A 24,594-nucleotide genomic window follows, 5' to 3' on the forward strand; every position below is an offset into this window, starting at 1 on the left:
CACTGGCCCAACCCTTGCTCTATGCTTCATATCCTCCCCAACAAGCACAATAGCCAGGAGACACACCATGCGTTATGCACATCCCGGTACCGAAGGCGCCAAGGTTTCCTTCAAGAGCCGCTACGGGAACTACATTGGTGGCGAGTTCGTTGCGCCGGTAAACGGGCAGTACTTCGAAAACGTCTCGCCGGTGAACGGGCAATTGATTGCCGAGTTCCCACGCTCCGGTCCCGAAGACATCGAAAAGGCCCTGGATGCCGCCCATGCCGCCGCCGACGCCTGGGGCACGACTTCGGCCCAGGCGCGCTCGCTCGTTCTGTTGAAGATCGCCGACCGCATCGAACAGAACCTCGAACTGCTGGCCATCACCGAAACCTGGGACAACGGCAAGGCCATCCGCGAAACCCTGAACGCCGATATCCCCCTGGCCGCTGACCACTTCCGTTATTTCGCCGGCTGCCTGCGCGCCCAGGAAGGCGGTGCTGCGGAAATCGACGGCAACACCGTGGCCTACCACATTCATGAGCCCCTGGGTGTGGTCGGCCAGATCATCCCCTGGAACTTCCCGATCCTGATGGCGGCATGGAAACTCGCTCCCGCACTGGCGGCCGGCAACTGCGTGGTCCTCAAACCCGCCGAGCAGACCCCCCTGGGCATCAGCGTGCTGATGGAAGTGATCGGCGACCTGCTGCCCCCGGGCGTGCTCAACGTGGTGCAAGGCTACGGCCGTGAAGCCGGTGAAGCCCTGGCCACCAGCAAGCGCATCGCCAAAATTGCCTTCACCGGCTCAACCCCGGTGGGCTCGCACATCATGAAGTGCGCCGCCGAGAACATCATCCCGTCCACCGTGGAACTGGGCGGTAAATCACCGAACATCTTCTTCGAAGACATCATGCAGGCCGAGCAGTCGTTCATCGAGAAGGCCGCCGAAGGCCTGGTACTGGCCTTCTTCAACCAGGGTGAAGTGTGCACCTGCCCGTCGCGGGCACTGGTGCAAGAGTCGATCTACCCCGCCTTCATGCAGGAGGTGATGAAGAAGATCAAACAGATCAAGCGCGGTGACCCACTGGACACCGACACCATGGTCGGCGCCCAGGCCTCCGAGCAGCAGTTCGACAAGATCCTCTCGTACCTGGAAATCGCCGAGAAAGAAGGCGCCGAACTGCTCACCGGCGGCAAAGTGGAAAAACTCGAAGGCAGCCTGTCGACCGGCTACTACATCCAGCCGACCCTGCTCAAGGGCAACAACCAGATGCGTGTGTTCCAGGAAGAAATTTTCGGCCCGGTAGTGAGCATCACCACCTTCAAGGACGAAGCCGAGGCGCTGGCAATTGCCAACGATACCGAGTTTGGCCTGGGTGCCGGCGTATGGACCCGCGACATCAACCGCGCCTACCGCATGGGTCGCGGCATCAAGGCCGGCCGCGTGTGGACCAACTGCTACCACCTGTACCCGGCCCATGCCGCGTTCGGTGGCTACAAGAAATCCGGCGTCGGTCGTGAAACCCACAAAATGATGCTCGATCACTACCAGCAAACCAAAAACCTGCTGGTGAGCTACGACATCAACCCGCTGGGCTTCTTCTAACCCGGCAACAGGGCGGTCCCAACCCCGGGACCGCTCTGGCTCGCTTCCTGCAAGACCATCACCACAGGCCGGCATCCGCCGGTGACGATAAAAAAAACAGGTGAACCCTATGCCAAGCGATCATACCGGCAGCGCGCCGGCAGGCTCTTCTGTCGACTTCGAGAAGGTCGGCTCCGACTACTTTCAACAACGTGAACTGAAAAAGGGCGCGGCAGGCTGGGTACTGCTGGTGGGGTTGGGGGTCGCCTATGTGATTTCCGGCGATTACGCCGGCTGGAACTTCGGCCTGGCCCAGGGTGGCTGGGGCGGCATGTTCCTGGCCACGTTGCTGATGGCCACCATGTACCTGTGCATGTGTTTTTCACTGGCCGAACTGTCTTCGATGATCCCTACTGCGGGTGGCGGCTATGGCTTTGCCCGTAGCGCGTTCGGGCCCTGGGGCGGGTTTCTGACCGGTACCGCGATCCTTATCGAGTATGCGATTGCCCCGGCCGCCATTGCCGTGTTCATCGGCGCTTATTGCCAGTCATTGTTCGATATCGGCGGCTGGATGATCTACCTGGCCTTCTACATCATCTTCATCGGCATCCACATTTTCGGCGTGGGTGAAGCGCTCAAGCTGATGTTCATCATCACTGCCGTGGCAGCCATTGCTTTGGGCGTGTTCCTGGTGGCGATGGTGCCGCACTTCGATGTGAACAACCTCTTCGACATTGCCCAGACAGACGCCGTCGGCGCCAGCAGTTTCCTGCCGTTCGGCTACGTGGGCGTGTGGGCGGCAATCCCCTACGCGATCTGGTTTTTCCTGGCGGTCGAAGGTGTGCCGCTGGCCGCCGAAGAAACCAAGAACCCCAAGCGCGACCTGCCGCGCGGCCTGATCGGCGCCATGCTGGTGCTGCTGGCCTTTGCCTTGCTGATCCTGGTGGTCGGCCCGGGCGGCGCCGGTGCAGAAGCCCTGAAGGCTTCCGGCAACCCGTTGGTCGAAGCGCTGTCCAAAGCCTACGGCGGCAATACCTGGATGGGCGGCTTCGTCAACCTGGTAGGCCTGGCCGGCCTGATCGCCAGTTTCTTCTCGATCATCTACGCCTACTCACGACAGATCTTTGCCCTGTCCCGCGCTGGCTACCTGCCGCGCAAGCTCTCGCAAACCAACAAGAGCAAAGCGCCAGTGCTGGCTCTGGTGATCCCGGGGATCATCGGTTTCGCACTGTCACTGACCGGCCAGGGTGACCTGTTGATCCTGGTGGCGGTGTTCGGCGCTACGCTGTCCTATGTACTGATGATGGCGGCGCACATCACCCTGCGCATTCGGCGCCCCAAAATGGAGCGTCCGTATCGTACGCCGGGCGGGACCTTTACCTCCGGTGTGGCCCTGGTGCTGGCCTGCATTGCAGTCGTCGCAGGCTTTCTGGTCGATCCGCGGGTCGTGATTGGCGCGGCGGTGATTTATGGGGTATTGATTGCCTACTTTGCTTTCTACAGTCGGCACCACCTGGTAGCCGGGACACCGGAAGAAGAATTCGCAGCGATCCAGAAGGCCGAAGAGGCCCTGCACTGATCGATGCCACCTCCGCCGCAGGCCTGCCCTGCGGCGTTCTGGAGATTCTGTATGGCAAGTTTTGTACACACGGCAGGTCAGCAGACCTACCGCTTCGACAGCCTCAAAGAGGTCATGGCCAAGGCCAGTCCCGCCCGCTCGGGCGACTTTCTCGCCGGCGTGGCGGCCAACAACGACGGTGAACGGGTTGCGGCACAAATGGCCCTGGCCGACATCCCCCTCAAGCATTTTCTGACTGAAGCACTGATCCCTTACGAGGAAGACGAAGTCACCCGACTGATCATCGACACCCATGACGCCCAGGCCTTCGCCCCGGTCAGCCACCTGACCGTGGGTGGCCTGCGTGACTGGCTGCTGAGCGAAGCTGCCGACGAAGACACCCTGCGCGCGCTGGCGCCAGGGCTGACCCCGGAAATGGCCGCAGCGGTGTCGAAAATCATGCGGGTGCAGGACCTGGTACTGGTGGCCCAGAAGATCCGCGTGGTCACCCGTTTTCGCGGCACCATGGGCCTGCGCGGGCGCCTGTCGACCCGTCTGCAGCCCAACCACCCCACCGATGAGCCCGCCGGCATCGCAGCGAGCATCCTCGACGGCCTGCTGTACGGCAATGGCGACGCCATGATCGGCATCAACCCGGCCACCGACAGCATCGCCTCGATCTGCGCGCTGCTGGAAATGCTCGACGCCATCATCCAGCGCTATGACATCCCCACCCAGGCCTGTGTACTCACCCACGTGACCACCTCGATCGAAGCGATCAATCGCGGCGTGCCACTGGACCTGGTATTCCAGTCGATTGCCGGTACCGAGGCGGCCAATGCCAGTTTCGGCATCAACCTCAATGTGCTGAAGGAAGGCTATGACGCAGGCCTCAGCCTCAAACGCGGCACCCTGGGGCAGAACCTGATGTACTTCGAGACCGGCCAGGGCAGCGCCCTGTCGGCCAACGCCCACCATGGCGTCGACCAGCAAACCTGCGAAACCCGCGCCTACGCCGTGGCCCGGCATTTCAAACCGTTCCTGGTGAACACCGTAGTCGGCTTCATCGGCCCGGAATACCTGTACAACGGCAAGCAGATCATCCGCGCCGGCCTTGAGGATCACTTCTGCGGCAAGCTGCTGGGCGTGCCCATGGGCTGCGATATCTGCTACACCAACCATGCCGAAGCCGACCAGGACGACATGGACATGCTCCTGACCCTGCTGGGCGTAGCCGGCATCAACTTCATCATGGGCATCCCCGGCTCCGACGACATCATGCTCAACTACCAGACCACCTCCTTCCATGACGCGCTGTATGCCCGCCAGACCCTGGGCTTGAAACCGGCGCCGGAATTCGAGGCGTGGCTGGCGCGCATGGGTATCTTCACCCAGGCCGACGGCCGGGTGCGCTTCGGCGACAACCTGCCGCCGGCCTTCCGCCAGGCCCTGGCACAACTGGGATAAGCGAGTCGAACATGGCCAACACTCCACAGCACGACAACAGCGCCAACCCCTGGCTGGAACTGCGTCGCCTGACCCCGGCGCGTATCGCCCTGGGCCGCACGGGTACCAGCCTGCCCACCGGCGCCCAATTGGACTTCCAGTTCGCCCACGCCCAGGCCCGCGATGCGGTGCACCTGGCCTTCGATCACCAGGGCCTGCGCACCCAACTCAGTGAGCGCGGTCGCGACAGCCTGTTGCTGCACAGCGCAGCTGCAGACAGACACAGCTATCTGCAACGCCCTGACCTGGGACGGCGCCTGCACGACGACTCGGCCCAGCAACTGCGCGAGCATGCCCAGGCCAATCCGGGCGGGGTCGACCTCGCCATCGTGGTTGCCGACGGGCTCTCGGCGCTGGCCGTACACCGCCATACCCTGCCATTTCTGGCACGTTTCGAAGAACAGGCCGCTACCGACGGCTGGTCCACCTCTCCCGTGGTACTGGTGGAACAAGGCCGCGTCGCGGTAGCCGACGAGGTGGGCGAACTGCTGGGGGCGAAAATGACCGTGATCCTGATCGGCGAACGCCCGGGCTTGAGCTCGCCAGACAGCCTGGGGCTGTATTTCACCTACAACCCCAAGGTCGGCCTCACCGACGCCTACCGCAACTGCATTTCCAACGTGCGCCTGGAAGGCCTGAGCTATGGCATGGCGGCACATCGCCTGCTGTACCTCATGCGAGAGGCCTGCCGCCGACAGCTGTCCGGGGTCAACCTGAAGGACGAAGCGCAAGTACACACGCTGGAGTCAGAAGCCGACACACCAACCAAAGGCAATTTCCTGCTCAGCAAACCGTGAAAGCGCTGGGTTCGTAGATTGCACTTTCTAATTGCCTTCAGGCAGCATCTGCCAAGGCTGCCGGCGATTCGCCGCACTCTCCCATGGACCCTGAGGCCTGCTTATGCGAATCATCAAAGCAACCCTGGAACATCTGGACCTGCTTGCCCCGCTGTTCGTCAAATACCGCGAGTTCTATGGGCAACTGCCCTTCCCGGACTCCTCGCGCAAATTCCTGAAAAAGCGCCTGGAACGTGGCGAGTCGGTGATCTACCTGGCCCTGCCGGATGATGACGACAGCAAGCTGATGGGGTTCTGCCAGCTATACCCGAGCTTTTCGTCGCTCTCGCTCAAGCGTGTGTGGATTCTCAACGATATCTATGTGGCGGAAGACTCCCGGCGCATGCTGGTGGCTGACCATCTGATGCGCGAGGCCAAGCAGATGGCCAAGGACACCAACGCCGTGCGCATGCGGGTCTCGACCAGCAACGACAATGAAGTGGCGATGAAAACCTACGAATCCATCGGCTTTCGTGAGGACACCGAGTTCAAGAGCTACATCCTGCCCATCAACGCCGACTGACCCCCTCTCCACGGCAGGCCCATGGCCTGCCTGATAATTTTTGGAAATCCGCCGCTACAAACTGCGCAGGCACATTCTTGTTGCCGCCGTATAATGCGCCTCCCCATTATGTGTGAAACTTTACCCATTTCCTGGGTAGCCCCCTCATACAGTCGCATTACCCGTCATTACCAGCCCGTCGCTCGGGTCAAGAACACAGGTGCTGTACATGGACTTCAACCCGCTGGACCTTATCCTGCATCTCGACGCCTATCTCGATTTGCTGGTCAACAATTACGGCGGGTGGATCTACGCCATCCTGTTCCTGGTGATCTTCTGCGAAACGGGCCTGGTGGTCATGCCATTCCTGCCTGGTGATTCCCTGCTGTTCATCGCCGGTGCCGTTGCGGCAGGCGGCGGCATGGACCCGGTGTTGCTCGGCGGCCTGCTGATGGCAGCAGCCATACTCGGTGACAGCACTAACTATGTGATTGGCCGAACCGCCGGCGAACGCTTGTTCCGCAACCCCAATTCGAAGATCTTCCGCCGCGATTACCTGCAGCAGACCCACGAATTTTATGAGCGCCACGGCGGCAAGACCGTCACCCTGGCGCGCTTTCTGCCGATCCTGCGCACCTTCGCACCGTTCGTCGCCGGCATCGCGAAAATGCATTACCCACGGTTCCTCGGCTTCAGCGTGGCCGGCACCGTACTGTGGGTCGGGGGCCTGGTGACGCTGGGCTACTTCTTCGGCAACGTACCGTTCATCAAGCAGAACCTGTCGTTGATGATCGTGGCCATCATCATCCTGTCGCTGGTACCCATGATCATCGGTCTGGTGCGCAGCCGCATGCATCGCACCGCCAAGGCCAACTAAGCCTGGCCATGTGGTCGCTCAGCGCCTGGCGCCGTCGTCGCACCCTGGCTCGCCACCCCGTCGACCCGCAGCGTTGGCAACGGGTTCGCGAGCGCCTGCCGATCCTCGACGGCCTGAGCGCCGATGAGGACCGCTGGCTACTTGAAGCGAGCATCCTGTTCCTGGACGAGAAGCACCTGAGCCCGCTGCCGGGAGTGAAGCTTGATGGCGAGCAACGCCTGTTTCTCGCCGCCCAGGCCCAGTTGCCGCTGCTGCATCTGGGCGCACTGAACTGGTACCAGGGCTTTCACGAGATCATTCTCTACCCCGACGACTTCGTCAGCCCCCAGCGCCACCGTGATGCCAGCGGCATAGAACACGAGTGGAACGGCGAGCACAGCGGCGAAGCCTGGCAACAGGGCCCGGTGATCCTGGCCTGGCCTGGGGTGCTGGCCAGCGGCGGCTGGGAGGGCTACAACCTGGTCATCCATGAGCTTGCGCACAAACTCGACATGCTCAACGGCGATGCCAACGGCCTGCCGCCGCTGCACAACGACATGCGCATCAGCGACTGGGCCCAGGCCATGCAGGAAGCCTACGACGACCTCAACCGCCAGCTCGACCGCAACCCCGACGCCGAGACCGCCATCGACCCCTATGCGGCGGAAAACCCGGCCGAATTCTTCGCCGTCACCAGCGAATACTTCTTCAGCGCTCCGGACCTGCTCAACGCCGCCTACCCTGCGGTGTACCAGCAATTGTGCGGTTTCTATCGCCAGGACCCGTTGGCGCGCCTGCAGCTTTTGCAGCGCGATCACCCCCACTATCAGCAGGCACCTGACTGACACTGCCGGACATCCGGGCGAACGTGGCAAGCAGGACGGAATGTGCCTATAATCGCGACCAATTTTTGGCCAAACATGGGGGCACTGCCCAATGAGCTACAGCAAGATTCCGGCTGGCAAAGACCTGCCGAACGACATCTACGTCGCCATCGAGATTCCAGCCAACCACGCGCCGATCAAGTACGAGATCGACAAAGACAGCGACTGCCTGTTCGTTGACCGTTTCATGGCCACCCCGATGTTCTACCCGGCCAACTACGGCTACATCCCGAACACCCTGGCCGACGACGGTGATCCCCTCGACGTGCTGGTCGTGACTCCGTACCCAGTTGCTCCTGGCTCGGTCATCCGTGCCCGTCCGGTCGGCATCCTGAACATGACCGACGACGGCGGCGGCGACGCCAAAGTCATCGCCGTACCGCACGACAAGCTGTCGCAGCTGTACGTCGACATCAAGGAATACACCGACCTGCCAGCCCTGCTGCTGGAACAGATCAAGCACTTCTTCGAGAACTACAAGGATCTCGAGAAAGGCAAATGGGTCAAGATCGATGGCTGGGGCAACGCAGACGCCGCCCGCGCCGAGATCACCAAGGCCGTTGCTGCCTACAAAGGCTAAGCAAACGCCCAACAAGAAACCCCGCCTTTGCGGGGTTTTCTGTTTTTTGGGAACAAGTCCTACAACGCCCTAAGGCAGCGCCTGTAAAACCGCCAACTTCGGGCCTTGAAAATGAACTTCATGTTTATTTCCCAAGCCAGGCGCGCCCACTAAACTCAGGCGCCATGAATACATCTGGTGATCGTCTCAAAGTGCTCCTGCACGAGTGCAACCTGACCCCTTCCGACTTTGCCGCACAGCGCAAAGTGACCCCACAGCACGTCAACAACTGGTTCAGACGTGGCGTGCCCTTCGCCCGCCTGGACGAAATTGCCGACCTGCTCTGCGTACGCAGCCGATGGCTACGCACCGGCGAAGGCCCCAAGCACCCCAACCCTCTACCTCGCTTGAACCCCGCGCCCCGCGCACCCGGTACCGAGCCTGTACCCCCGAGCCTGCTGGCCGCCCACAATCACAATGACATCCAGTTGCCGTTCTTCGGCATCCAGACCAAACAACTGAAACCTATCCCCGACCGCTACCTGCGCCTGCCGATCCGCGCCCTCGACAGCCTGGGTGTCGACCCGAGCCTGGCCCTGTGCCTGAGCATGCCCACGTCCAACATGAGCCCCTTGCTGCCTCGCGGCACCACACTGGCCGTCGATTGCGGCCTGACCCACGTGGTGGAGGGCGAGATCTACGCCTTGCTGCACAATGGCCGCGTACGCGTTCACAGCCTCAGCCAACAACCCAACGGAGCCTTGCGCCTGCACAGCCACGACAGTGATGAGCACCCCACCGAAACCTACAGCCCGGCCCAACTCAAAAGCCAGAAACTAAGCGTACTCGGCTGGGTATTCTGGTGGGGCCATCTACGCGACAGCCGCCCGGCTTGAGCGTACGCAATGAATTTGTGCTGGGCATTGCGCCTCATTCCCAGTATGCTACGCCGCACATTTCGCCCCCGGCCTGCCATGCACGCCCAGGGGCCCGGCGAGACGACACACAGCTTGTCCGCCGTACCGGTCCTTGTACCGGATAACGTTTTGAAGGCGGTTGCGGCTTACCAAAAATTAGCCAAGGCCGTCCCCTGGAAGCCGGCCACAAGCCGGCTTTTTAATGCCCGTCTGTTTTTCACTCCCCCTCGAACACCACCGGCCGCATCGCCGCCGTATTCACCTTGAGCGTGAACACATCCGGCCGTGCGTAATGCCCGCACACGTCAAAATCAAGGTTGCTGGCCTGCCCCACGGCCAAATCGATCTCAGCGTATAAAATGGCCTCCTGATCAAACACCGGCCCAGCCAGCACTTGCCCTGTGGCACTGACGATCATGCTGCCGCCATGCATGATGTAGTCCTCTTCCCCAGCAGTCAGGCCGAAGTCTTCGCGATACGCTGCCGGGTACTTGCCCAAGGTAATTGCCTGGCAGGCCGACAGCACCGGTACGCGCCCTTCGAGCGCGATGTGGACCATGGACGACGCCCAGGTGGGACGATCATCCGCAGTGGGTGCGCAGTAGATTTCAGTGCCCTGGGCGTACATTGCCTGGCGCAGGGCCGGCATGTAGTTTTCCCAGCAGATGACAGTGCCCAGCCGGCCGAACGGTGTGTCCACCGGTGCAATGCTCGAACCATCGCCGAAACCCCAGATGATGCGTTCCTGGCCAGTCGGCATGAGTTTGCGGTGGTAGCCCGCCACGCCTTTGCCCGGCGCCAGCGTCACCGCGGTGCAATACAAGGTACGCCCCAGGCGCTCGATGATGCCCATGACCACATGGACCCCGGTTTCATCTACAACATCGCAGAGCCCGGCCAGCTCGGGACCGTCCAGGCTGACGGCACCTTGTACATATCGCAGGTACTGGGCTCGGCCCACATCACTGCGGCTGCCGACCACCGTGCCGAACGCTGCGCCTTTGGGGTATCCACCGAGGAACGCCTCGGGGAACACCGCAAGCTCGACGTGTTGTGCGGCAGCCTCGCGAATCAGCCCTGCCGCCTTCTCGGCACTCTGTTGGGGCTCGAATGGAATGGACGAAGCTTGAACAACAGCAACCTTGGTCATGTGTCTTCCCTCGAAGTAATGTAAGCGTCGGATTCAGCCACGCGTGATGTCGCGGTCCTTGGTTTCCGGCAGCAGGAACCAGAGCACGATGAAGCAGACCAGCGAGACGCCTGCCAGATACGCAGCAGGAATGTTCGGATTGTGGGTGGCCTGGATGAGTGCCACGGCAATGAACGGACCCGGCCCGGCGAGCAGTGCCAACGCGACGTTGTGCCCCACCGCAGCACCTGTGGAGCGGATCGAGGCCGGGAACACTTCCACCAGCAGCACCACATCCATCACGGCGGTGATGGCAACCAGCGCGGCCATGATCACCAGCCCGAGCAGGATCGCGGCGAAGCTGCCGGTGTTCATCAACAGGAATACCGGGTAGGCCAGCAACGCCAGCCCCGCCGCCGAAGCCAGTACGAACGGGCGACGGCCAAAGCGATCGCTCAGGCGCCCCACCAAGGGGTTGAAAAGGGTGTAGAGCACCAGCGCCACGCTGCACAACCACAAGGCAGTGGACTTGCCCAGGCCAACCGTTTGAGTCAGGTGGGTGTTGGCGTAGGTGATGAAGTAGTACAACGACACCCCGAACAGTGCCGAGAAGGCGAAGGAGATCACGAAGGCTCGTTGCTTGGCCTGGCGCGACACGGGCTCCAGGGCATTGGTCGCACGCTTGTGCTCCAGCGCTTCATATACAGGGGTGTCGCCCAGCTTGCGGCGGATGTACAGGGCCACGCCCGCCATGACGATGGAAGCAACGAAGGGCACGCGCCAGCCCCACGCCATGAGGTCCGCGTCCGACAGGCTGGCCGTGATGATGGCGGCAATGGCCGTACCACACAGAAATGCAGCGCCCGCCGTGCCGGTAATCACGCTGGCCGCCGTGGCACGGCGATTGGCCGGTGCGCTTTCGACGATGTAGATCCCGGCGCTGGACCATTCGCCGCCCACCATCATGCCCTGCAGAAAGCGCAGGGCCACCAACAGAATCGGTGCGGCGATGCCGATGGCCGCGTAGTCGGGCAACAGTCCGATCAGGGTGGTGGCCAGCCCCATGCCGAACACGGTGATGATCAGTACCGCTCGACGCCCCAGCTTGTCGCCGATCGGCCCCAGTACCACGGCGCCCAGCGGCCTTGAAAGAAAACCCACGGCAAACACTGCCAGGGACGACAGCAGGGAGACTCCCGGTGCCGTGGAAGGGAAGAATAATTGCCCGATAACGGCGGCAAAGTAGCCGTAGATGGCAAAGTCGAACCACTCCATGAAGTTGCCAATGCCGACGGCAATGGCCCGCTTGCGCAACTCTGCTGCGTCGTTTGATGAGGCTGCGCGCTCACCTTGTACCGATTGGACTAATGAATCTTGCATCCCGAGCCACCTGTTTATTGTTGTGTTTGCGCGGCTTGAGATTAAGAATGTCCAAGCAAATTAATCAAACGAATACTAGAGATAGCCATGATTAGTGTTGCTAATATCAGCAGGATCGACCTCAACCTGCTTATCGTCTTCCAGTGCCTGATGAACGAGCGCAGCGTGACCCGTACAGCAGCGGTGCTGCATGTGACCCAAGGCGCTGTGAGCTCCTCGCTAAAGCGCCTGCGCGAGCAATTTCACGACGAACTGTTCATCCGTACCGGGGCCGGCATGGTGCCTACCCGACGGGCGCTGGAAATTGCACCGAAAATCACTGAAGCCCTGACGGCGGTGGCCACCATCGTCGACAAACGGCCGCAGTTTTCTGCCGAGTCATCCAACCGGGTGTTCAACATTGCGCTATCGGACGACATCGAAAGTTACCTGTCGCCCAGGCTGGTCAACGAAGCAAAAGCACGCGGCCTCTCGGTGAAATTTGCCTTTCACCAGAGCAACAGTTCGTTGTGGAAAACATCGTTGGCAGATCCGGACATCGACCTGGTGCTGTGTTCAGAACCCAAGGAACTCACCTCGCACTACAGCTCGCAGGTGTTGTTCTCATCGTCCTACTCCTGCTTGTACGACGGTCCGCGGCTCAATCTGAAAAGCCCGCTGACCCGTGACGAATACCTGATGCACGAACATGTACGGGTGTCATACGACGGACGCCGGGGGTTCGTGGATGACCTGCTGGAAAGCGAAGGCGTGGCTCGCCGGGTATCGGCGTCGTTCACGCACTTCAGTGGCGCGCTGGCGACCCTGGCCCACAGCGATGTAATCGCCACCCTACCGACCTTTGCCGCACTGTCCTACGCCCGTATTGCCCGGCTGACCGTGAGCCCGGTGCCGATTTTTGTGCCGGCTTTTCGTGTATTCATGGTCTGGGATGTGGAAAACAACGACGACCCGCATAGCCGCTGGCTGCGCAGTTTCATCATCGATACCACCCAGGAACTGCAGCGCGGCTCACTCACGCCGACCTGAAGAGCGCTTTCAACCTTTCACACACACTACCTGCCGCAAGGTGTGTACCACCTCCACCAGATCCCGCTGCGCGTGCATCACCGCGTCGATGTCCTTGTAGGCCATGGGAATCTCGTCAATCACGTCCTTGTCTTTCCGGCACTCGACGTGAGCGGTGGCACGTACCTGATCCTGCAGCGTGAACTGCTGCTTGGCCTTGGTCCGGCTCATCACGCGCCCCGCCCCGTGGCTGCAGGAACAGAATGACTCGGGGTTGCCCAGACCCCGAACGATGAAGCTTTTCGCCCCCATCGAGCCTGGAATGATGCCCAACTGCCCTTTTTGCGCTGACACAGCGCCCTTGCGGGTTACCAGGATGTCCTGGCCGAAGTGTCGTTCGCGCTGCACATAGTTGTGGTGGCAGTTCACCGCTTCGAGGTTGGCGTCGAAAGGTCTGCCCAGCACGTGACGCGCTGCAGCAATAACGGCGTGCATCATCAGGGCGCGGTTCTGGCGGGCAAAGTCCTGGGCCCATTCGACGGCGTCGACATAGTCGGCAAAATGCCGGCTGCCTTCCTTGAAGTAGGCCAGGTCTTTGTCCGGGAGGTTGGCGATGTGTTGGCGCATGTCGGCCTGGGCCAGTTCGATGAACAGGTTGCCGATGGCATTGCCCACGCCGCGCGAGCCGCTGTGAAGCATGAACCAGACGCTGTCGGCTTCATCCAGGCAGACTTCGATGAAGTGGTTGCCGCTGCCCAGGGTACCCAGGTGCTGGCGATTGTTGGTTCGCTCAAGCTTCGGGTAATTGTCGGTGATGGCCTTGAAGCGTGTGGCCAGGCCTTGCCAGGCGTGGTCGGCCCGCGCCGGCACGTTGTCCCAGGCGCCCTGGTCGCGGCGACCGAAGGTTTTGCCATGGGGCACGGCCTGTTCGATGGCGCTGCGCAAACGTTGCAGGTTATCGGGCAAATCGCGGGCATGGAGCGAGGTGCGTGCGGCGATCATGCCGCAGCCGATATCCACACCCACGGCCGCCGGAACGATCGCGCCCAGGGTAGGGATCACGCTGCCGATGGTCGAGCCCTTGCCCAAATGTACATCGGGCATCACCGCCAGGTGCTTGAAGATGAACGGCATTTTGGCAATGTTGAGCAGTTGTTGGCGGGCGTCGGCTTCCACCGGCACACCTTGGGTCCAGAGCTTGATCGGTTTGCCGCCAGCCACTTCCAGCAGGTTCATGTCATACCCCTGGGCGGGTCCCCAGGACGGGCTCGCCAACTCGGTTGAACGGATTGCGTTGCAGAAAATTTACAGTACAACAGACTGCGTCTAAGGTGTATTCAGAGGTCCGAATCGCGGCTGGCATTTTGCCAGTCGGCACATGCTGAGCGGGTGCCTTCCGGCATCTGGATTTGCCTCTTTTCGAGGGCCGGGGAGACGACTCCATGGGGCGCCGCAAGCCAACCCGGAGTCGTCCCCGCCTCTCCTTTTCCCCTGTCGATTTGCTCCCCCCGCCCTGCTCTGCTAGTGTCGCGCCGTTTATACCGCCACCGAGACAGCCGCCATGGCCCGAAAAAAAGCCGCTATTGATTTCGAGCAATCCCTCGCCGATCTGCAAACCCTGGTCGAGCGCCTGGAGAACGGTGAGCTGTCGCTGGAAGACTCGCTGGCCGCGTTCGAGCAAGGCATCAGCCTGACCCGCGATTGCCAGAGCGCACTGGTCCAGGCCGAACAGAAGGTCCAGGTTCTGCTGGAGCGCGATGGCGAACTGGCCGCAGAACCTTTCGATGCGGACCAGACCGAATGATTACTCACTACCAGGCCAGCAGCCAGGCCCGCGTCGACGCGGCACTCGAACAGCTGTTCGTGGCGCCCTCGCCCGAGCTCGATCGCCTGTACGCGGCCATGCGCTACAGCGTCATGAACGGCGGCAAGCGAGTGCGCCCGTTGCTCGCCTATGCCGCCTGCGAAGCCCTTGGAGTCGCACCTGAGCAAGCCAACGGCGCCGCCTGCGCGGTGGAGCTGATCCACGCTTACTCACTGGTGCATGACGACCTGCCGGCGATGGACGATGACGACCTCCGTCGCGGCCAGCCGACCACCCACAAGGCCTTTGACGAAGCCTGCGCCATCCTCGCCGGCGACGGCTTGCAAAGCCTGGCCTTCAATGCCCTGCTCGACCCGCAACTGAGCCCGCAGACCGACGCGATCCGCCTGGTCATGGTCCAGACCCTGGCCCTGGCCGCCGGCCCGGCCGGCATGGTCGGTGGCCAGGCCATCGACCTCGGCTCGGTGGGGCTCAAGCTCGACCAGATCGCCCTTGAGTTCATGCACCGGCACAAGACCGGTGCCCTGATCGAGGCCAGCGTTCGTCTCGGCGCCCTGGCCAGTGCCCGTGCCGACCAGCTCCAGCTGCAAGCCCTGCAGACGTACGCCCGGGCTATCGGCCTGGCCTTCCAGGTGCAGGACGATATTCTCGATGTCGAAAGCGATACCGAAACCCTGGGCAAACGCCAGGGCGCCGATATCGCTCGGGACAAACCGACCTACCCCGCCCTGCTCGGGCTGGATGCCGCCAAGGCCTATGCCCTGGAATTGCGCGACCAGGCTCTGCATGCCCTGCGGCCATTTGACGCGGCGGCTGAACCGCTGCGCGCGTTGGCGCGGTATATCGTCGAACGCCGTAACTAAGGACGTTCGCGGGGCAAGCCCGCTCCTATAGTAAGTGTGGGAGCGGGCTTGCCTCACGAAGCCCTCAAATGGGCAGCCATTACCGCAATAAGGTAAACTGCCGCCTCTTCACACCTATAACGATTCGCCTGATGCCCACGACGTTTCAAGAGATCCCCCGCGAACGCCCGGTCACGCCGCTGCTTGACCGTGCCGATACGCCCGCCGGCCTGCGCCGTCTGGCCGAAGCCGATCTGGAGAGCCTGGCCGACGAACTGCGCCAGGAACTGCTCTATACCGTTGGTCAGACCGGCGGGCATTTCGGTGCCGGCCTGGGCGTCATCGAGCTGACGATTGCCCTGCACTACGTCTTCGACACCCCGGACGACCGTCTGGTGTGGGACGTCGGCCATCAGGCATATCCGCACAAGATCCTCACCGGTCGCCGCCAGCGCATGAACACCCTGCGCCAGAAGGACGGCCTGGCCGCCTTCCCGCGCCGCGCCGAAAGCGAGTACGACACCTTTGGCGTCGGCCACTCCAGCACCTCGATCAGTGCCGCACTGGGCATGGCCATTGCTGCCCGCCTGCAGAACGACCCACGCAAGTCCATCGCCGTGATCGGTGACGGTGCGCTGACCGCGGGCATGGCGTTCGAGGCGTTGAACCACGCCCAGGAAGTCGACGCCGACATGCTGGTGATCCTCAACGACAACGACATGTCGATCTCGCGCAATGTCGGTGGCCTGTCCAACTACCTGGCCAAGATTCTTTCCAGCCGTACCTATTCGAGCATGCGCGAAGGCAGCAAGAAGGTGCTTTCGCGCCTGCCCGGCGCCTGGGAAATTGCCCGCCGCACCGAAGAGTACGCCAAGGGCATGCTGGTGCCCGGCACACTGTTCGAGGAACTGGGCTGGAACTATATCGGCCCGATCGACGGCCATGACCTGCCGACCCTGATTACCACCCTGCGCAATATGCGCGACCTCAAGGGGCCGCAGTTCCTGCACGTGGTGACCAAGAAGGGCAAGGGCTTCGCCCCGGCCGAGGTCGACCCGATCGGCTACCACGCCATCACCAAGCTCGAGCCTGTCGACGCACCCGCCGTCGCACCGAAAAAGGCTGCAGGCCCGAAGTATTCGGCGGTGTTCGGCCAGTGGCTGTGCGACATGGCGGCAGCGGACGAGCGACTGGTCGGCATCACCCCGGCCATGAAGGAAGGCTCCGACCTGGTGGCCTTCAGCGAACGCTACCCGGAGCGCTACTTCGATGTCGCCATTGCCGAGCAGCACGCCGTGACCCTGGCAGCGGGCATGGCCTGCGAAGGCGCCAAGCCGGTGGTGGCGATCTATTCGACCTTCCTGCAACGTGCCTACGATCAACTGATCCATGACGTTGCCGTACAGAACCTGGATGTTCTGTTTGCCATTGACCGCGCCGGCCTGGTCGGCGAAGACGGCCCGACCCACGCAGGCAGTTTCGATCTGTCGTTCCTGCGCTGCATTCCCGGCATGCTGGTGATGACCCCAAGCGACGAGAACGAACTGCGCAAGATGCTCAGCACCGGTCACCTGTACAACGGCCCGGCGGCCGTGCGCTACCCGCGCGGCACCGGCCCGAACGCCACCATCGAGGGCAACCTCGAACCGCTGGAGATCGGCAAGGGTGTAGTGCGCCGCCAGGGCAGCAAGGTTGCCTTGCTGGTCTTCGGTGTACAACTGGCAGAGGCACTGAAAGTGGCCGATGGCCTGGACGCCACCGTGGTCGACATGCGCTTCGTCAAACCATTGGATGAAGCCCTGGTTCGCGAAATCACCGCCGGCCATGAGCTGCTGGTGACTATTGAAGAGAACGCCATCATGGGCGGCGCTGGCGCTGCAGTCAGCGAGTTCCTTGCCCGCGAAGCCGTGCTCAAGCCAATGCTGCACCTGGGCCTGCCGGACGTTTATGTCGAACATGCAAAGCCTGCACAAATGCTGGCCGAGTGCGGGCTGGACGTTGCCGGTATCGATGCCTCGGTGCGCGAGCGTATGCAACTGCTGGGTCTTTGAGAACTGATCGCGGGGCAAGCCCGCTCCTACAGGAGCGGGCTTGCCCCGCGATCGTTTTGGAACTGCCATGAAGCTTCTTCGCCTCACCCTCCTGCTGTGCCTGCCCACCCCCCTGCTGGCCGAGCCGGTCGACCGCGACAGCGCCCTGAAACTGCCCAACACCCTGATCAGCGCCAACCGCCAGGTCGAGGACCGCACGCAAACCAGTGCCGCCAATACCGTCTTCACCCGTGACGACATCGACCGCCTGCAGCCCACCAGCGTCACCGACCTGCTGACACGGGTACCCGGAGTTCAGGTGGCACCAACGGGCGGTCGCGGCAGCGTGCCGGGCATCTACATCCGTGGCAGCAAGACCGCGCAAAGCCTGGTGCTGGTAGACGGCGTACGCATTGCCAACGCCACCTCCGGTGACAGCGGCCTGCAGTTTCTCAACATCGACCAGGTCGAGCGGGTCGAAGTACTGCGTGGTTCTCGCTCGGCAGTCTATGGCAGCGATGCGATTGGCGGGGTCATTCAGATCTTCACCCGTCGCAGCGCCCTGCAAGGACTGCAACCTCGCCTGCGCCTGGCCGCCGGCAGCAATCAGAGCTGGGAGCACAGTCTGGGACTTTCCGGTGGCGATCAGAACACCCGTTTCAACCTCGGTGCCAGCCTTGATGAAAGCGCCGGTATCGACTGGAGCCACACCTCCTATCCCAGCGATGGCGACCATGACGCCTACCGTAACAAGTCGTTCAACCTGAGCCTGAGCCACAGCTTCAACGACAACGTCGAGGCCGGCCTGAACCTGCTCGACAGCCGTGGCCGCAGCGAATACGACAACCCGTATGGCCGCTTCGACGTGGGCACCTTGCAGAGCTTCGGCCAGGCCCCCTATACCGACTACATCGTCAGCAGCCTGGGCACCTACCTCGGCGCCCAGCTCAACGAGCGCTGGTACTCGCGCCTGGAACTGGGCCACAGCGAGAACCGCGATAAAAAGCGCGACAAACTCAGCAGCGACGCCAGCGAGTTCAACACCTACCGCGACTCCGCAAGCTGGCAGAACGACCTGACGCTCGATGAGCAGAACAACCTGATGGTCGGTGCCGACTGGTACCAGGACCGAGTACACGGCAGCACCGATTTTGACGAAGACAGCCGCTGGAACCGGGCAGCCTTCGTCCAGCATCGTTTCAAGGGCGAGTGGTTTTCCACGGAACTGGGGTTACGCCGCGACCAGAACCAGCAGTTCGGTGGGCAAAACACCTGGAGCGGCAGCCTGACCCTGCCGCTCAACCCCGACAACGACCTGCTGGTTTCGTACAGCGAAGGTTTCCGCGCCCCGACCTTCAACGATCTGTACTACCCCCAGTACAGCAATCCGGACCTCAAGCCCGAACGCTCGAAAAGCTACGAGTTGCAGTGGCGCAGCCAGCTGACCGAAGAGAGCCGCCTGGAAACCTCGATCTACCGCACCGACCTGCGCGACGCGATCATCTTCGGTGCCGACTCGATCCCGCGCAACGTGGCTTCGGCCCGGGTCAATGGCTTTGAAGCGGCTCTGCATCAAACCTGGTTCGGCTGGCAGAGCAACCTGGGCCTGGCGCTGATCGATCCCCGTGACCGCGACAACGGCCACACCCTGGCCCGCCGCGCCCGCCGCACCTTGAGCCTGGATCTGGACCGCCAGTTTGACCAGCTCGGCCTGGGCGCCAGTTGGCAAGCGGTGAGCAGCAGCTTTGACGACGAAGCCAACCGCAACAGAATCGGCGGCTATGCCCTGCTCGGCCTGCGCAGCAGTTGGACACTCAACCCGGAGGTCAAGCTGGAGCTCAAGGTCGACAACCTGATGGACAAGGCGTACTCGCGGGCCCTGTATACCTATGAGGGCACGCAATATGGCTACCGCGAAGAAGGCCGTACCTGGCTGATTGGCGTTACCTGGACGCCGGGGCTGTAGTCTCGATCAACCGACACAAACGCGCGGTTGCTTCGATCATTTGCCCGCTGGGTCGCTCCAGGCCCTTGTCCGGCACTTGCAGCAAGCGTCCGTTGCGCACCGCTTCGACCTGCGGCCAGGCCTTCCAGGCGTCGAGCTGGGCCTGGTCAGGCGCCAGGATCACCTGGGGATTTTGCAACAGCACGGACTCCAGACTGACCTGTGGTGCTGGCAGCTTGAGCTCGGCGAACACATTGCGCGCGCCGCACACACCCAGCGCATCGCTGACGATTTGACCACCACCGACGGTGTACAACGGTTTGTCCCAGACCTGATAGAACACCCGCAATGGCTGTTCGCGGTGATAGCGCGCACGCAGTGCCTGCAGTTGCTGGCGCAGTTGCTGGGCACGCATTCGGCCTTGCTCCGCCCGCCCCAGGTGCACGCCTATCTGCTCGATCTGCTCGATCAACTCATCGATGTCATGGGGCGCGGCACTGTAGGTGGCAATGCCAAGGCGTTTGAGTTGATCGCGTTGAGCCGCGGGCACGCTGTCCGGCCACAGCAGTAACAAATCGGGTTTGAGGCTGAGCAAGCGCTCCATGTCGATCTGGCCATAACGCCCCACCGACGGGACCGCTGCCAACGCCGGGGGACGATCGCCGCCGTCGAGCATGCCTACCAGCAAGTCCGTGGCCTGCAGCTCGACAATGATTTCTGAAAGAGAGGGCGCCAGGCTGACCACCCGCGAAGCTGCCGCCAGCGGAGCCGCCAGCACCAACAACGCCAGCAGCAGGACGCCACGCATCAGCCGAGCTGACGCGGGATACGGTAGAGGTACAGCAGCACCGCGCTGGAAATGACCAGGAGAATCTGCGGCACAGCTTCCAGGCCGACAAACACCGAGAGGGCCGAAACCCAGGCCGGCAGGCAGGCGAATAGCATGCCCAGGCGCCGCACACGGGCCAGTTCGATCCAGGCTGCAGGCTCTTCAGCGCTGTTGAGGGCTTTTTGCGTGGAAATCAGTGACCGCTTGTAGGCACCGAAGCGCGGCAGGCTCAGAAACATCGAAGCCACACCGGCGATGAACACCGGCATGGCCAGAACCGGAATCAGTGCCTGGATGCCACCGAAAGCCCAGGCAAACACCAGCAGGGGTGCCAGCGCCACGGCCAGGTACTGCCACCAGGCCAGCGCCAGGCGGCGTTTAACCTGCGCCCGGGTCACGCCCGACCGACCTCACCCTGGTGCTCGTTGCCCATCATGTGGCCGAGCTTGCCGGCCTTGGTGGCCAGATAGTGCTTGTTGTGCGGATTATGGCCAGTATGCAGGGGTACACGTTCGGCCACCGGGATCCCCATGCCGGACAGTGCCTTGACCTTGCGCGGGTTGTTGGTCATCAGCCGCAGCGACTTGACCCCCAGGTGCTCGAGCATCGGCTGGCACATGCCATAGTCGCGCTGGTCGGCAGCGAAGCCCAGGCGCTCGTTGGCCTCGACGGTATCGGCGCCGCCATCTTGCAGCTCATAGGCACGGATCTTGTTCAACAGGCCGATGCCTCGGCCTTCCTGACGCAGGTACAGCAGCACGCCACGGCCTTCGCGGGCGATGGCCTGCAGGGCGGCTTCAAGCTGGGAGCCGCAGTCGCAACGCTGGCTGAACAAGGCATCGCCGGTCAGGCATTCGGAATGCAGACGCCCCAGTACCGGTTGCCCGTCGGCCACATCACCCAGGCTGAGCACAACGTGCTCACGGCCGGTGGCTTCATCGAGAAAACCGTGCATGGTGAAGGTCGCAAATGGAGTAGGCAGCTTGGAAGCGGCAACAAAGACGACGGGCACGTTGTGCTCCTGATCAGTAACTTGAAATTTGATGTGTGCGATTGTATCAGCAGCGCCGCCGTGCTGCTTAGGCTGAATTATTGGCCATTCCGATCCAGAAGTTTGATAACACCTAGCGTGAAGTGCTGGCCTCGTCGAAGGGATACGGTTGTTGCCAGTGCTTGAAGATTGCCCGCAACTCGCCATTGGCCACCAACTTGCCCATGCGCTGGTCGAACAACGCACGCAACGCCTCGCCTTTACCAGTGAGCGAAAAGGCCAGGTACAGCGGTAGCTCGACCAGGTGCGTACGGCGAAACACATCGGGCTTGGCCGCCTGGTTGAGCACATAGTCGACTTCAGTCAGGGCATCGATGTAGAAGTCCACCCGGTCATGTTCAAGCATCGGCAGGATGCCTTCGCGGCGCTGGATTTCACGAAAATGGCCGATGTTGGGCAAGTAGTTCTGGTAGTCATAACCACGCACCCAGGCCAAGCGATACTGCCCGAGGTTACTCAGGGTGGGCAGCGGTTTACTGGCCAACCCCAGGGCATAGATGTGATCGAGGTCGAAGTGCCAGCGCGGGTAGAGGTTGTCTGACTCTTCGTCTTTATAGGAGCCAACCCAGGCATCGGCCTCGCCACGCTTGACCAGGCCGACCGCACGGCTATAGGGAACGCTCTGGATCTTGACCTTGACACCGACAGGCTCGAATACCTTGCGCAGGACGTCCCAGGCCAGGCCGGAACCATCGGCGTTGGTGTAGTCGAGCCATTCCTCGCTGACCAGATGGATCTGTGCAGGTGTCGCCGGAAACGGCTCCGCCGCCCGCACCCCGCCTGCCACCAGGACCAACAGCAACAGCCCCAATCGCCATCCAGTCATCGCCTTACTCCCTTAAGTAAAACTCCATACCAGAACTTGCATGCCCAGCCAGGCGAACACGCCCGCCAGTACATCGTCGAGCATGATACCGACGCCACCATGTACATGCCGGTCAACCCAGCGAATCGGCCACGGCTTGAGGATGTCGAAGAAGCGGAACATGAGGAAGCCCGCCAACAACCACTGCCACCCTTCGGGCACCAGCCACAGGGTGATCCACATACCGACCATCTCGTCCCAGACAATGCCTTCGTGGTCATGCACACGCAAGTCGTCTGCGACCTTGCCGCACAGCCAGAAGCCAAACAGCATGGTCAGGCCGAGCATCAGCCAGTAGCCCCAGTCGGGCAACATCTGCCACAAAGGGATAAAGGGTAGAGCGACCAGCGAGCCCCAGGTTCCCGGTGCCTTCGGCAGGGTCCCGGAGCCAAAGCCAAAGGCCAGAAAATGCCACGGATTACGCCAGACCGACGGCGGAACGTTCTCCGCAGGCACCTGATTGGGGTGATCGGTCACAGTTGCTCCCTAAAATGTTGGTAGCCCCGAGTTGTCGGGGTGATGTCTTGCCCTTGGCCATTCACCAGGCTGACACCCGAGCCGATGCTTGCACGACCCACCACATGAATCGGCCAGCCGGCCGCCAGCAAAGGTGCAAGCTCGACCTCGGGCAGGGTGAAGGCCAGTACATAATCGTCGCCTCCGGTCAGCGCGGCATGCTGGGCACCTTCACGGCCGAGCAACGCCTGCAGTGCAGCAGACAACGGTAGCCGATCCAGCTCCACCTGCAGGGCCAGTTGCGATGCCTTGGCAATATGCCCGCAGTCGGCCAGCAGGCCATCGGAGATATCCAGCGCCGCTGTCGCCTTGCCGCGCAGTGCCTGGCCCAGCGCGAACTGGGGTTGGGGCGACCAGTAATGGGCAAGCAGCGGTTCGGCGATGGATGCATCGACCTGACGCTCCCCCAGCACCAGTGGCAAGGCACCGGCGGCATTGCCCAACGCGCCGCCGACACACAACAGGTCACCGGCACGCGCAGCACTGCGGGTCAGGGCCTGGCCTGCCGGTACCCGGCCGAACACCGTCATGGTCAGGCTCAGCGGACCACGGGTGGTGTCACCACCGATCAGGCTCAACTGACAGGCCTGGGCCATTTGGTTCAGACCGCGGGCATAGGCTTGCAGCCAGTCGGCGCGCACTTCTGGCAGGGTCAGGGCAAGGGTAAAGCCAATCGGGGTGGCCCCCATGGCTGCCAGGTCACTGGCGGCTACAGCCAGCGAACGCTGACCGAGCAGAATAGGATCGCAGATGGCCGGGAAGTGAACCCCGGCCACCAGCGTGTCGGTGGAGATCGCCATCTGTTCGCCAGGCGGCAAACCGAGCAAGGCGCAATCGTCGCCAATACCCAATGCGACCGCTTCGCCGCCTTGCGCACAGGGCGCGGCAGCGAAGTAGTGGCGAATCAGCTCGAACTCACCCATCAGCAGCAAGCGCCAGGATCAGCGCTTGAACGCCTTGACTTCGGCTTCACGAAGCCGTGGTGCGAGCTTGTCGAGCACACCGTTGACGAACTTGTGTCCGTCAGTGGCACCGAAAACCTTGGCCAGCTCGACGCCTTCGTTGATCACGACGCGGTACGGCACATCGGCACGCATCATGAACTCCCAGGTGGACAGGCGCAGGACCGCCAGTTCAACCGGGTCGAGCTCTTCCAGAGCCAGGTCCAGGCATGGCTTCAGTGCTTCATCGATTTCAGCCTTTTTCACCGGAACCCCGTGAAGGATTTCGCGGAAATAGGCACCGTCGACATCGGTGAAATCGTTATCGACCCGGAACTGCGCTTCGATCTCGTTCAGCGATTGCTTGGCCATGTGCCACTGGTACAGGGCCTGAGTCGCGAGCTGACGGGCTTCGCGACGCTTGGCGCTCTTCGATGGCTTGCCAGCATCCGCAGGTTTTGGATCGCGCGGGTTGAAACGATCGCTTTCGTCGCTAATCACTTGGCCTCCAACTGCGCCAGCAGGCTGACCATTTCCAGAGCGGACAGGGCCGCTTCGGCGCCTTTGTTGCCGGCTTTGGTGCCGGAACGCTCGATGGCCTGTTCGATCGAGTCGACAGTCAGGACACCGAAGGCAACCGGTACGCCGAACTCCATGGACACCTGGGCCAGGCCCTTGGTGCACTCGCCCGCCACGTATTCGAAGTGCGGGGTACCACCACGGATCACGGCGCCCAGGGCGATGATCGCGGCGTATTCGCTTTGCTGGGCGACTTTCTGTGCCACCAGCGGGATTTCAAAGGCACCCGGGGCACGGATGATGGTGATGTCGCTTTCGCTGACACCGTGGCGAACCAGGGCGTCAACTGCACCGCTCACCAGGCTTTCGACGACGAAGCTGTTGAAGCGGCCAACCACCAAAGCATAGCGACCTTTGGGGGCAATGAAGGTACCTTCGATGGTCTTCAGGGTCATTGCGGAGTTCTCATCTTAAAGAGCCAGGCCGCAAATAGGCGGCCTGTGAGGGTTTGGGACACGAATGGCAGCGC

24 protein-coding genes and 2 pseudogenes are annotated in these 24,594 nt (G+C 62.1%); 15 read left to right on the plus strand and 11 right to left on the minus strand.

All coding sequences use genetic code 11. From position 1 onward, the window contains the following. Positions 1–67: 67 nt before the first annotated feature. The 10 genes and pseudogenes from exaC to H621_RS29285 form a co-directional block, all read left to right on the plus strand. A complete protein-coding gene (gene exaC, locus H621_RS0116200; RefSeq protein WP_028944423.1) occupies positions 68–1,588 on the plus strand; it encodes an acetaldehyde dehydrogenase ExaC in 1,521 nt (506 codons plus the stop codon). Between the two features lie 109 nt (positions 1,589–1,697). Further along, positions 1,698–3,146, plus strand: a complete 1,449-nt coding sequence (eat, locus tag H621_RS0116205) for an ethanolamine permease (protein ID WP_028944424.1) — start codon at positions 1,698–1,700, stop codon at positions 3,144–3,146. A gap of 51 nt (positions 3,147–3,197) precedes the next feature. Beyond that, positions 3,198–4,592, plus strand: coding sequence for an ethanolamine ammonia-lyase subunit EutB (locus tag H621_RS0116210; RefSeq protein ID WP_028944425.1), 1,395 nt, complete (start codon positions 3,198–3,200; stop codon positions 4,590–4,592). A gap of 11 nt (positions 4,593–4,603) precedes the next feature. Beyond that, entirely contained in the window at positions 4,604–5,428 is an 825-nt protein-coding gene (gene eutC, locus H621_RS0116215) for an ethanolamine ammonia-lyase subunit EutC (RefSeq protein WP_028944426.1), read from the plus strand. Between the two features lie 103 nt (positions 5,429–5,531). Continuing rightward, complete coding sequence (locus tag H621_RS0116220; protein ID WP_028944427.1) at positions 5,532–5,990, plus strand: GNAT family N-acetyltransferase; 459 nt, start codon at positions 5,532–5,534, stop codon at positions 5,988–5,990. A 208-nt stretch (positions 5,991–6,198) separates the two neighbouring features. Beyond that, positions 6,199–6,846 (plus strand): DedA family protein, encoded by a 648-nt coding sequence (locus H621_RS0116225; RefSeq protein WP_028944428.1) that lies wholly within the window; start codon positions 6,199–6,201, stop codon positions 6,844–6,846. An 8-nt stretch (positions 6,847–6,854) separates the two neighbouring features. Next, complete coding sequence (locus H621_RS0116230; protein ID WP_028944429.1) at positions 6,855–7,670, plus strand: M90 family metallopeptidase; 816 nt, start codon at positions 6,855–6,857, stop codon at positions 7,668–7,670. A 91-nt stretch (positions 7,671–7,761) separates the two neighbouring features. Further along, positions 7,762–8,289 (plus strand): inorganic diphosphatase, encoded by a 528-nt coding sequence (ppa, locus tag H621_RS0116235; RefSeq protein ID WP_028944430.1) that lies wholly within the window; start codon positions 7,762–7,764, stop codon positions 8,287–8,289. Between the two features lie 164 nt (positions 8,290–8,453). Further along, positions 8,454–9,116 (plus strand): annotated as a pseudogene (locus tag H621_RS28975) (LexA family transcriptional regulator); the annotation flags it as partial. A gap of 16 nt (positions 9,117–9,132) precedes the next feature. Continuing rightward, positions 9,133–9,177, plus strand: a pseudogene (locus H621_RS29285) (hypothetical protein); the annotation flags it as partial. Between the two features lie 225 nt (positions 9,178–9,402). Here the strand turns inward: H621_RS29285 and H621_RS0116245 are convergent. Both H621_RS0116245 and H621_RS27155 read right to left on the minus strand, forming a co-directional pair. Further along, positions 9,403–10,335: a carbon-nitrogen hydrolase family protein gene (locus H621_RS0116245; RefSeq protein WP_028944432.1), complete on the minus strand. Its 933-nt coding sequence runs from the start codon at positions 10,333–10,335 to the stop codon at positions 9,403–9,405. Positions 10,336–10,368: 33 nt separating this feature from the next. Next, entirely contained in the window at positions 10,369–11,694 is a 1,326-nt protein-coding gene (locus tag H621_RS27155; RefSeq protein ID WP_051270561.1) for an MFS transporter, read from the minus strand. An 87-nt stretch (positions 11,695–11,781) separates the two neighbouring features. On the opposite strand from H621_RS27155, the gene H621_RS0116255 reads away from it, so the two are divergent. Next, complete coding sequence (locus tag H621_RS0116255) at positions 11,782–12,723, plus strand: LysR family transcriptional regulator (RefSeq protein ID WP_245219083.1); 942 nt, start codon at positions 11,782–11,784, stop codon at positions 12,721–12,723. Between the two features lie 9 nt (positions 12,724–12,732). On the opposite strand, the gene H621_RS0116260 is transcribed toward H621_RS0116255, so the two are convergent. Beyond that, a complete protein-coding gene (locus H621_RS0116260) occupies positions 12,733–13,938 on the minus strand; it encodes an RtcB family protein (protein WP_028944434.1) in 1,206 nt (401 codons plus the stop codon). Between the two features lie 325 nt (positions 13,939–14,263). On the opposite strand from H621_RS0116260, the gene H621_RS0116265 reads away from it, so the two are divergent. The 4 genes from H621_RS0116265 to H621_RS0116280 all read left to right on the plus strand — a co-directional run bounded on the left by H621_RS0116265 (position 14,264) and on the right by H621_RS0116280 (position 19,365). Further along, positions 14,264–14,506 carry an exodeoxyribonuclease VII small subunit gene (locus tag H621_RS0116265; protein WP_028944435.1) on the plus strand — a complete coding sequence of 81 codons (243 nt, stop codon included), beginning with the start codon at positions 14,264–14,266 and terminating at the stop codon, positions 14,504–14,506. Further along, a complete protein-coding gene (locus H621_RS0116270) occupies positions 14,503–15,390 on the plus strand; it encodes a polyprenyl synthetase family protein (RefSeq protein ID WP_028944436.1) in 888 nt (295 codons plus the stop codon). Before H621_RS0116265 ends, H621_RS0116270 begins: the two co-directional genes overlap by 4 nt. Positions 15,391–15,521: 131 nt before the next feature. Further along, complete coding sequence (gene dxs / locus H621_RS0116275) at positions 15,522–17,420, plus strand: 1-deoxy-D-xylulose-5-phosphate synthase (RefSeq protein WP_028944437.1); 1,899 nt, start codon at positions 15,522–15,524, stop codon at positions 17,418–17,420. 67 nt (positions 17,421–17,487) lie between these two features. Then, complete coding sequence (locus H621_RS0116280) at positions 17,488–19,365, plus strand: TonB-dependent receptor domain-containing protein (protein ID WP_028944438.1); 1,878 nt, start codon at positions 17,488–17,490, stop codon at positions 19,363–19,365. Here the strand turns inward: H621_RS0116280 and H621_RS0116285 are convergent. The 8 genes from H621_RS0116285 to ribH form a co-directional block, all read right to left on the minus strand. Further along, positions 19,343–20,152, minus strand: a complete 810-nt coding sequence (locus tag H621_RS0116285) for a cobalamin-binding protein (protein WP_028944439.1) — start codon at positions 20,150–20,152, stop codon at positions 19,343–19,345. The genes H621_RS0116280 and H621_RS0116285 overlap by 23 nt on opposite strands. Next, positions 20,152–20,571 carry a hypothetical protein gene (locus H621_RS0116290; protein ID WP_028944440.1) on the minus strand — a complete coding sequence of 140 codons (420 nt, stop codon included), beginning with the start codon at positions 20,569–20,571 and terminating at the stop codon, positions 20,152–20,154. Before H621_RS0116290 ends, H621_RS0116285 begins: the two co-directional genes overlap by 1 nt. Beyond that, a complete protein-coding gene (gene ribA / locus H621_RS0116295) occupies positions 20,568–21,185 on the minus strand; it encodes a GTP cyclohydrolase II (protein ID WP_028944441.1) in 618 nt (205 codons plus the stop codon). The genes H621_RS0116290 and ribA overlap by 4 nt, the downstream gene beginning before the upstream one ends. Positions 21,186–21,297: 112 nt before the next feature. Further along, positions 21,298–22,050, minus strand: a complete 753-nt coding sequence (locus tag H621_RS0116300; protein ID WP_028944442.1) for a substrate-binding periplasmic protein — start codon at positions 22,048–22,050, stop codon at positions 21,298–21,300. 12 nt (positions 22,051–22,062) lie between these two features. Further along, positions 22,063–22,566: a phosphatidylglycerophosphatase A family protein gene (locus H621_RS0116305; protein ID WP_028944443.1), complete on the minus strand. Its 504-nt coding sequence runs from the start codon at positions 22,564–22,566 to the stop codon at positions 22,063–22,065. Next, on the minus strand, positions 22,563–23,528 hold the full coding sequence (gene thiL / locus H621_RS0116310) for a thiamine-phosphate kinase (protein WP_028944444.1): 966 nt from the start codon (positions 23,526–23,528) through the stop codon (positions 22,563–22,565). The genes H621_RS0116305 and thiL overlap by 4 nt, the downstream gene beginning before the upstream one ends. Positions 23,529–23,546: 18 nt before the next feature. After that, complete coding sequence (nusB, locus tag H621_RS0116315; protein ID WP_028944445.1) at positions 23,547–24,047, minus strand: transcription antitermination factor NusB; 501 nt, start codon at positions 24,045–24,047, stop codon at positions 23,547–23,549. After that, a complete protein-coding gene (ribH, locus tag H621_RS0116320) occupies positions 24,044–24,520 on the minus strand; it encodes a 6,7-dimethyl-8-ribityllumazine synthase (RefSeq protein WP_028944446.1) in 477 nt (158 codons plus the stop codon). Before ribH ends, nusB begins: the two co-directional genes overlap by 4 nt. Between the last annotated feature and the right edge of the window lie 74 nt (positions 24,521–24,594).

The sequence above is a fragment of the Pseudomonas vranovensis DSM 16006 genome (assembly GCF_000425805.1).
GTDB lineage: Bacteria > Pseudomonadota > Gammaproteobacteria > Pseudomonadales > Pseudomonadaceae > Aquipseudomonas > Aquipseudomonas vranovensis.

Coding starts and splice junctions, on each gene's coding strand:
- exaC (WP_028944423.1), top strand. CDS start 68: ATGCGTTATGCACATCCCGGTACCGAAGGCGCCAAGGTTTCCTTCAAG.
- eat (WP_028944424.1), top strand. CDS start 1,698: ATGCCAAGCGATCATACCGGCAGCGCGCCGGCAGGCTCTTCTGTCGAC.
- H621_RS0116210 (WP_028944425.1), top strand. CDS start 3,198: ATGGCAAGTTTTGTACACACGGCAGGTCAGCAGACCTACCGCTTCGAC.
- eutC (WP_028944426.1), top strand. CDS start 4,604: ATGGCCAACACTCCACAGCACGACAACAGCGCCAACCCCTGGCTGGAA.
- H621_RS0116220 (WP_028944427.1), top strand. CDS start 5,532: ATGCGAATCATCAAAGCAACCCTGGAACATCTGGACCTGCTTGCCCCG.
- H621_RS0116225 (WP_028944428.1), top strand. CDS start 6,199: ATGGACTTCAACCCGCTGGACCTTATCCTGCATCTCGACGCCTATCTC.
- H621_RS0116230 (WP_028944429.1), top strand. CDS start 6,855: ATGTGGTCGCTCAGCGCCTGGCGCCGTCGTCGCACCCTGGCTCGCCAC.
- ppa (WP_028944430.1), top strand. CDS start 7,762: ATGAGCTACAGCAAGATTCCGGCTGGCAAAGACCTGCCGAACGACATC.
- H621_RS0116245 (WP_028944432.1), bottom strand. CDS start 10,335: ATGACCAAGGTTGCTGTTGTTCAAGCTTCGTCCATTCCATTCGAGCCC.
- H621_RS27155 (WP_051270561.1), bottom strand. CDS start 11,694: ATGCAAGATTCATTAGTCCAATCGGTACAAGGTGAGCGCGCAGCCTCA.
- H621_RS0116255 (WP_245219083.1), top strand. CDS start 11,782: ATGATTAGTGTTGCTAATATCAGCAGGATCGACCTCAACCTGCTTATC.
- H621_RS0116260 (WP_028944434.1), bottom strand. CDS start 13,938: ATGAACCTGCTGGAAGTGGCTGGCGGCAAACCGATCAAGCTCTGGACC.
- H621_RS0116265 (WP_028944435.1), top strand. CDS start 14,264: ATGGCCCGAAAAAAAGCCGCTATTGATTTCGAGCAATCCCTCGCCGAT.
- H621_RS0116270 (WP_028944436.1), top strand. CDS start 14,503: ATGATTACTCACTACCAGGCCAGCAGCCAGGCCCGCGTCGACGCGGCA.
- dxs (WP_028944437.1), top strand. CDS start 15,522: ATGCCCACGACGTTTCAAGAGATCCCCCGCGAACGCCCGGTCACGCCG.
- H621_RS0116280 (WP_028944438.1), top strand. CDS start 17,488: ATGAAGCTTCTTCGCCTCACCCTCCTGCTGTGCCTGCCCACCCCCCTG.
- H621_RS0116285 (WP_028944439.1), bottom strand. CDS start 20,152: ATGCGTGGCGTCCTGCTGCTGGCGTTGTTGGTGCTGGCGGCTCCGCTG.
- H621_RS0116300 (WP_028944442.1), bottom strand. CDS start 22,050: ATGACTGGATGGCGATTGGGGCTGTTGCTGTTGGTCCTGGTGGCAGGC.
- thiL (WP_028944444.1), bottom strand. CDS start 23,528: ATGGGTGAGTTCGAGCTGATTCGCCACTACTTCGCTGCCGCGCCCTGT.
- ribH (WP_028944446.1), bottom strand. CDS start 24,520: ATGACCCTGAAGACCATCGAAGGTACCTTCATTGCCCCCAAAGGTCGC.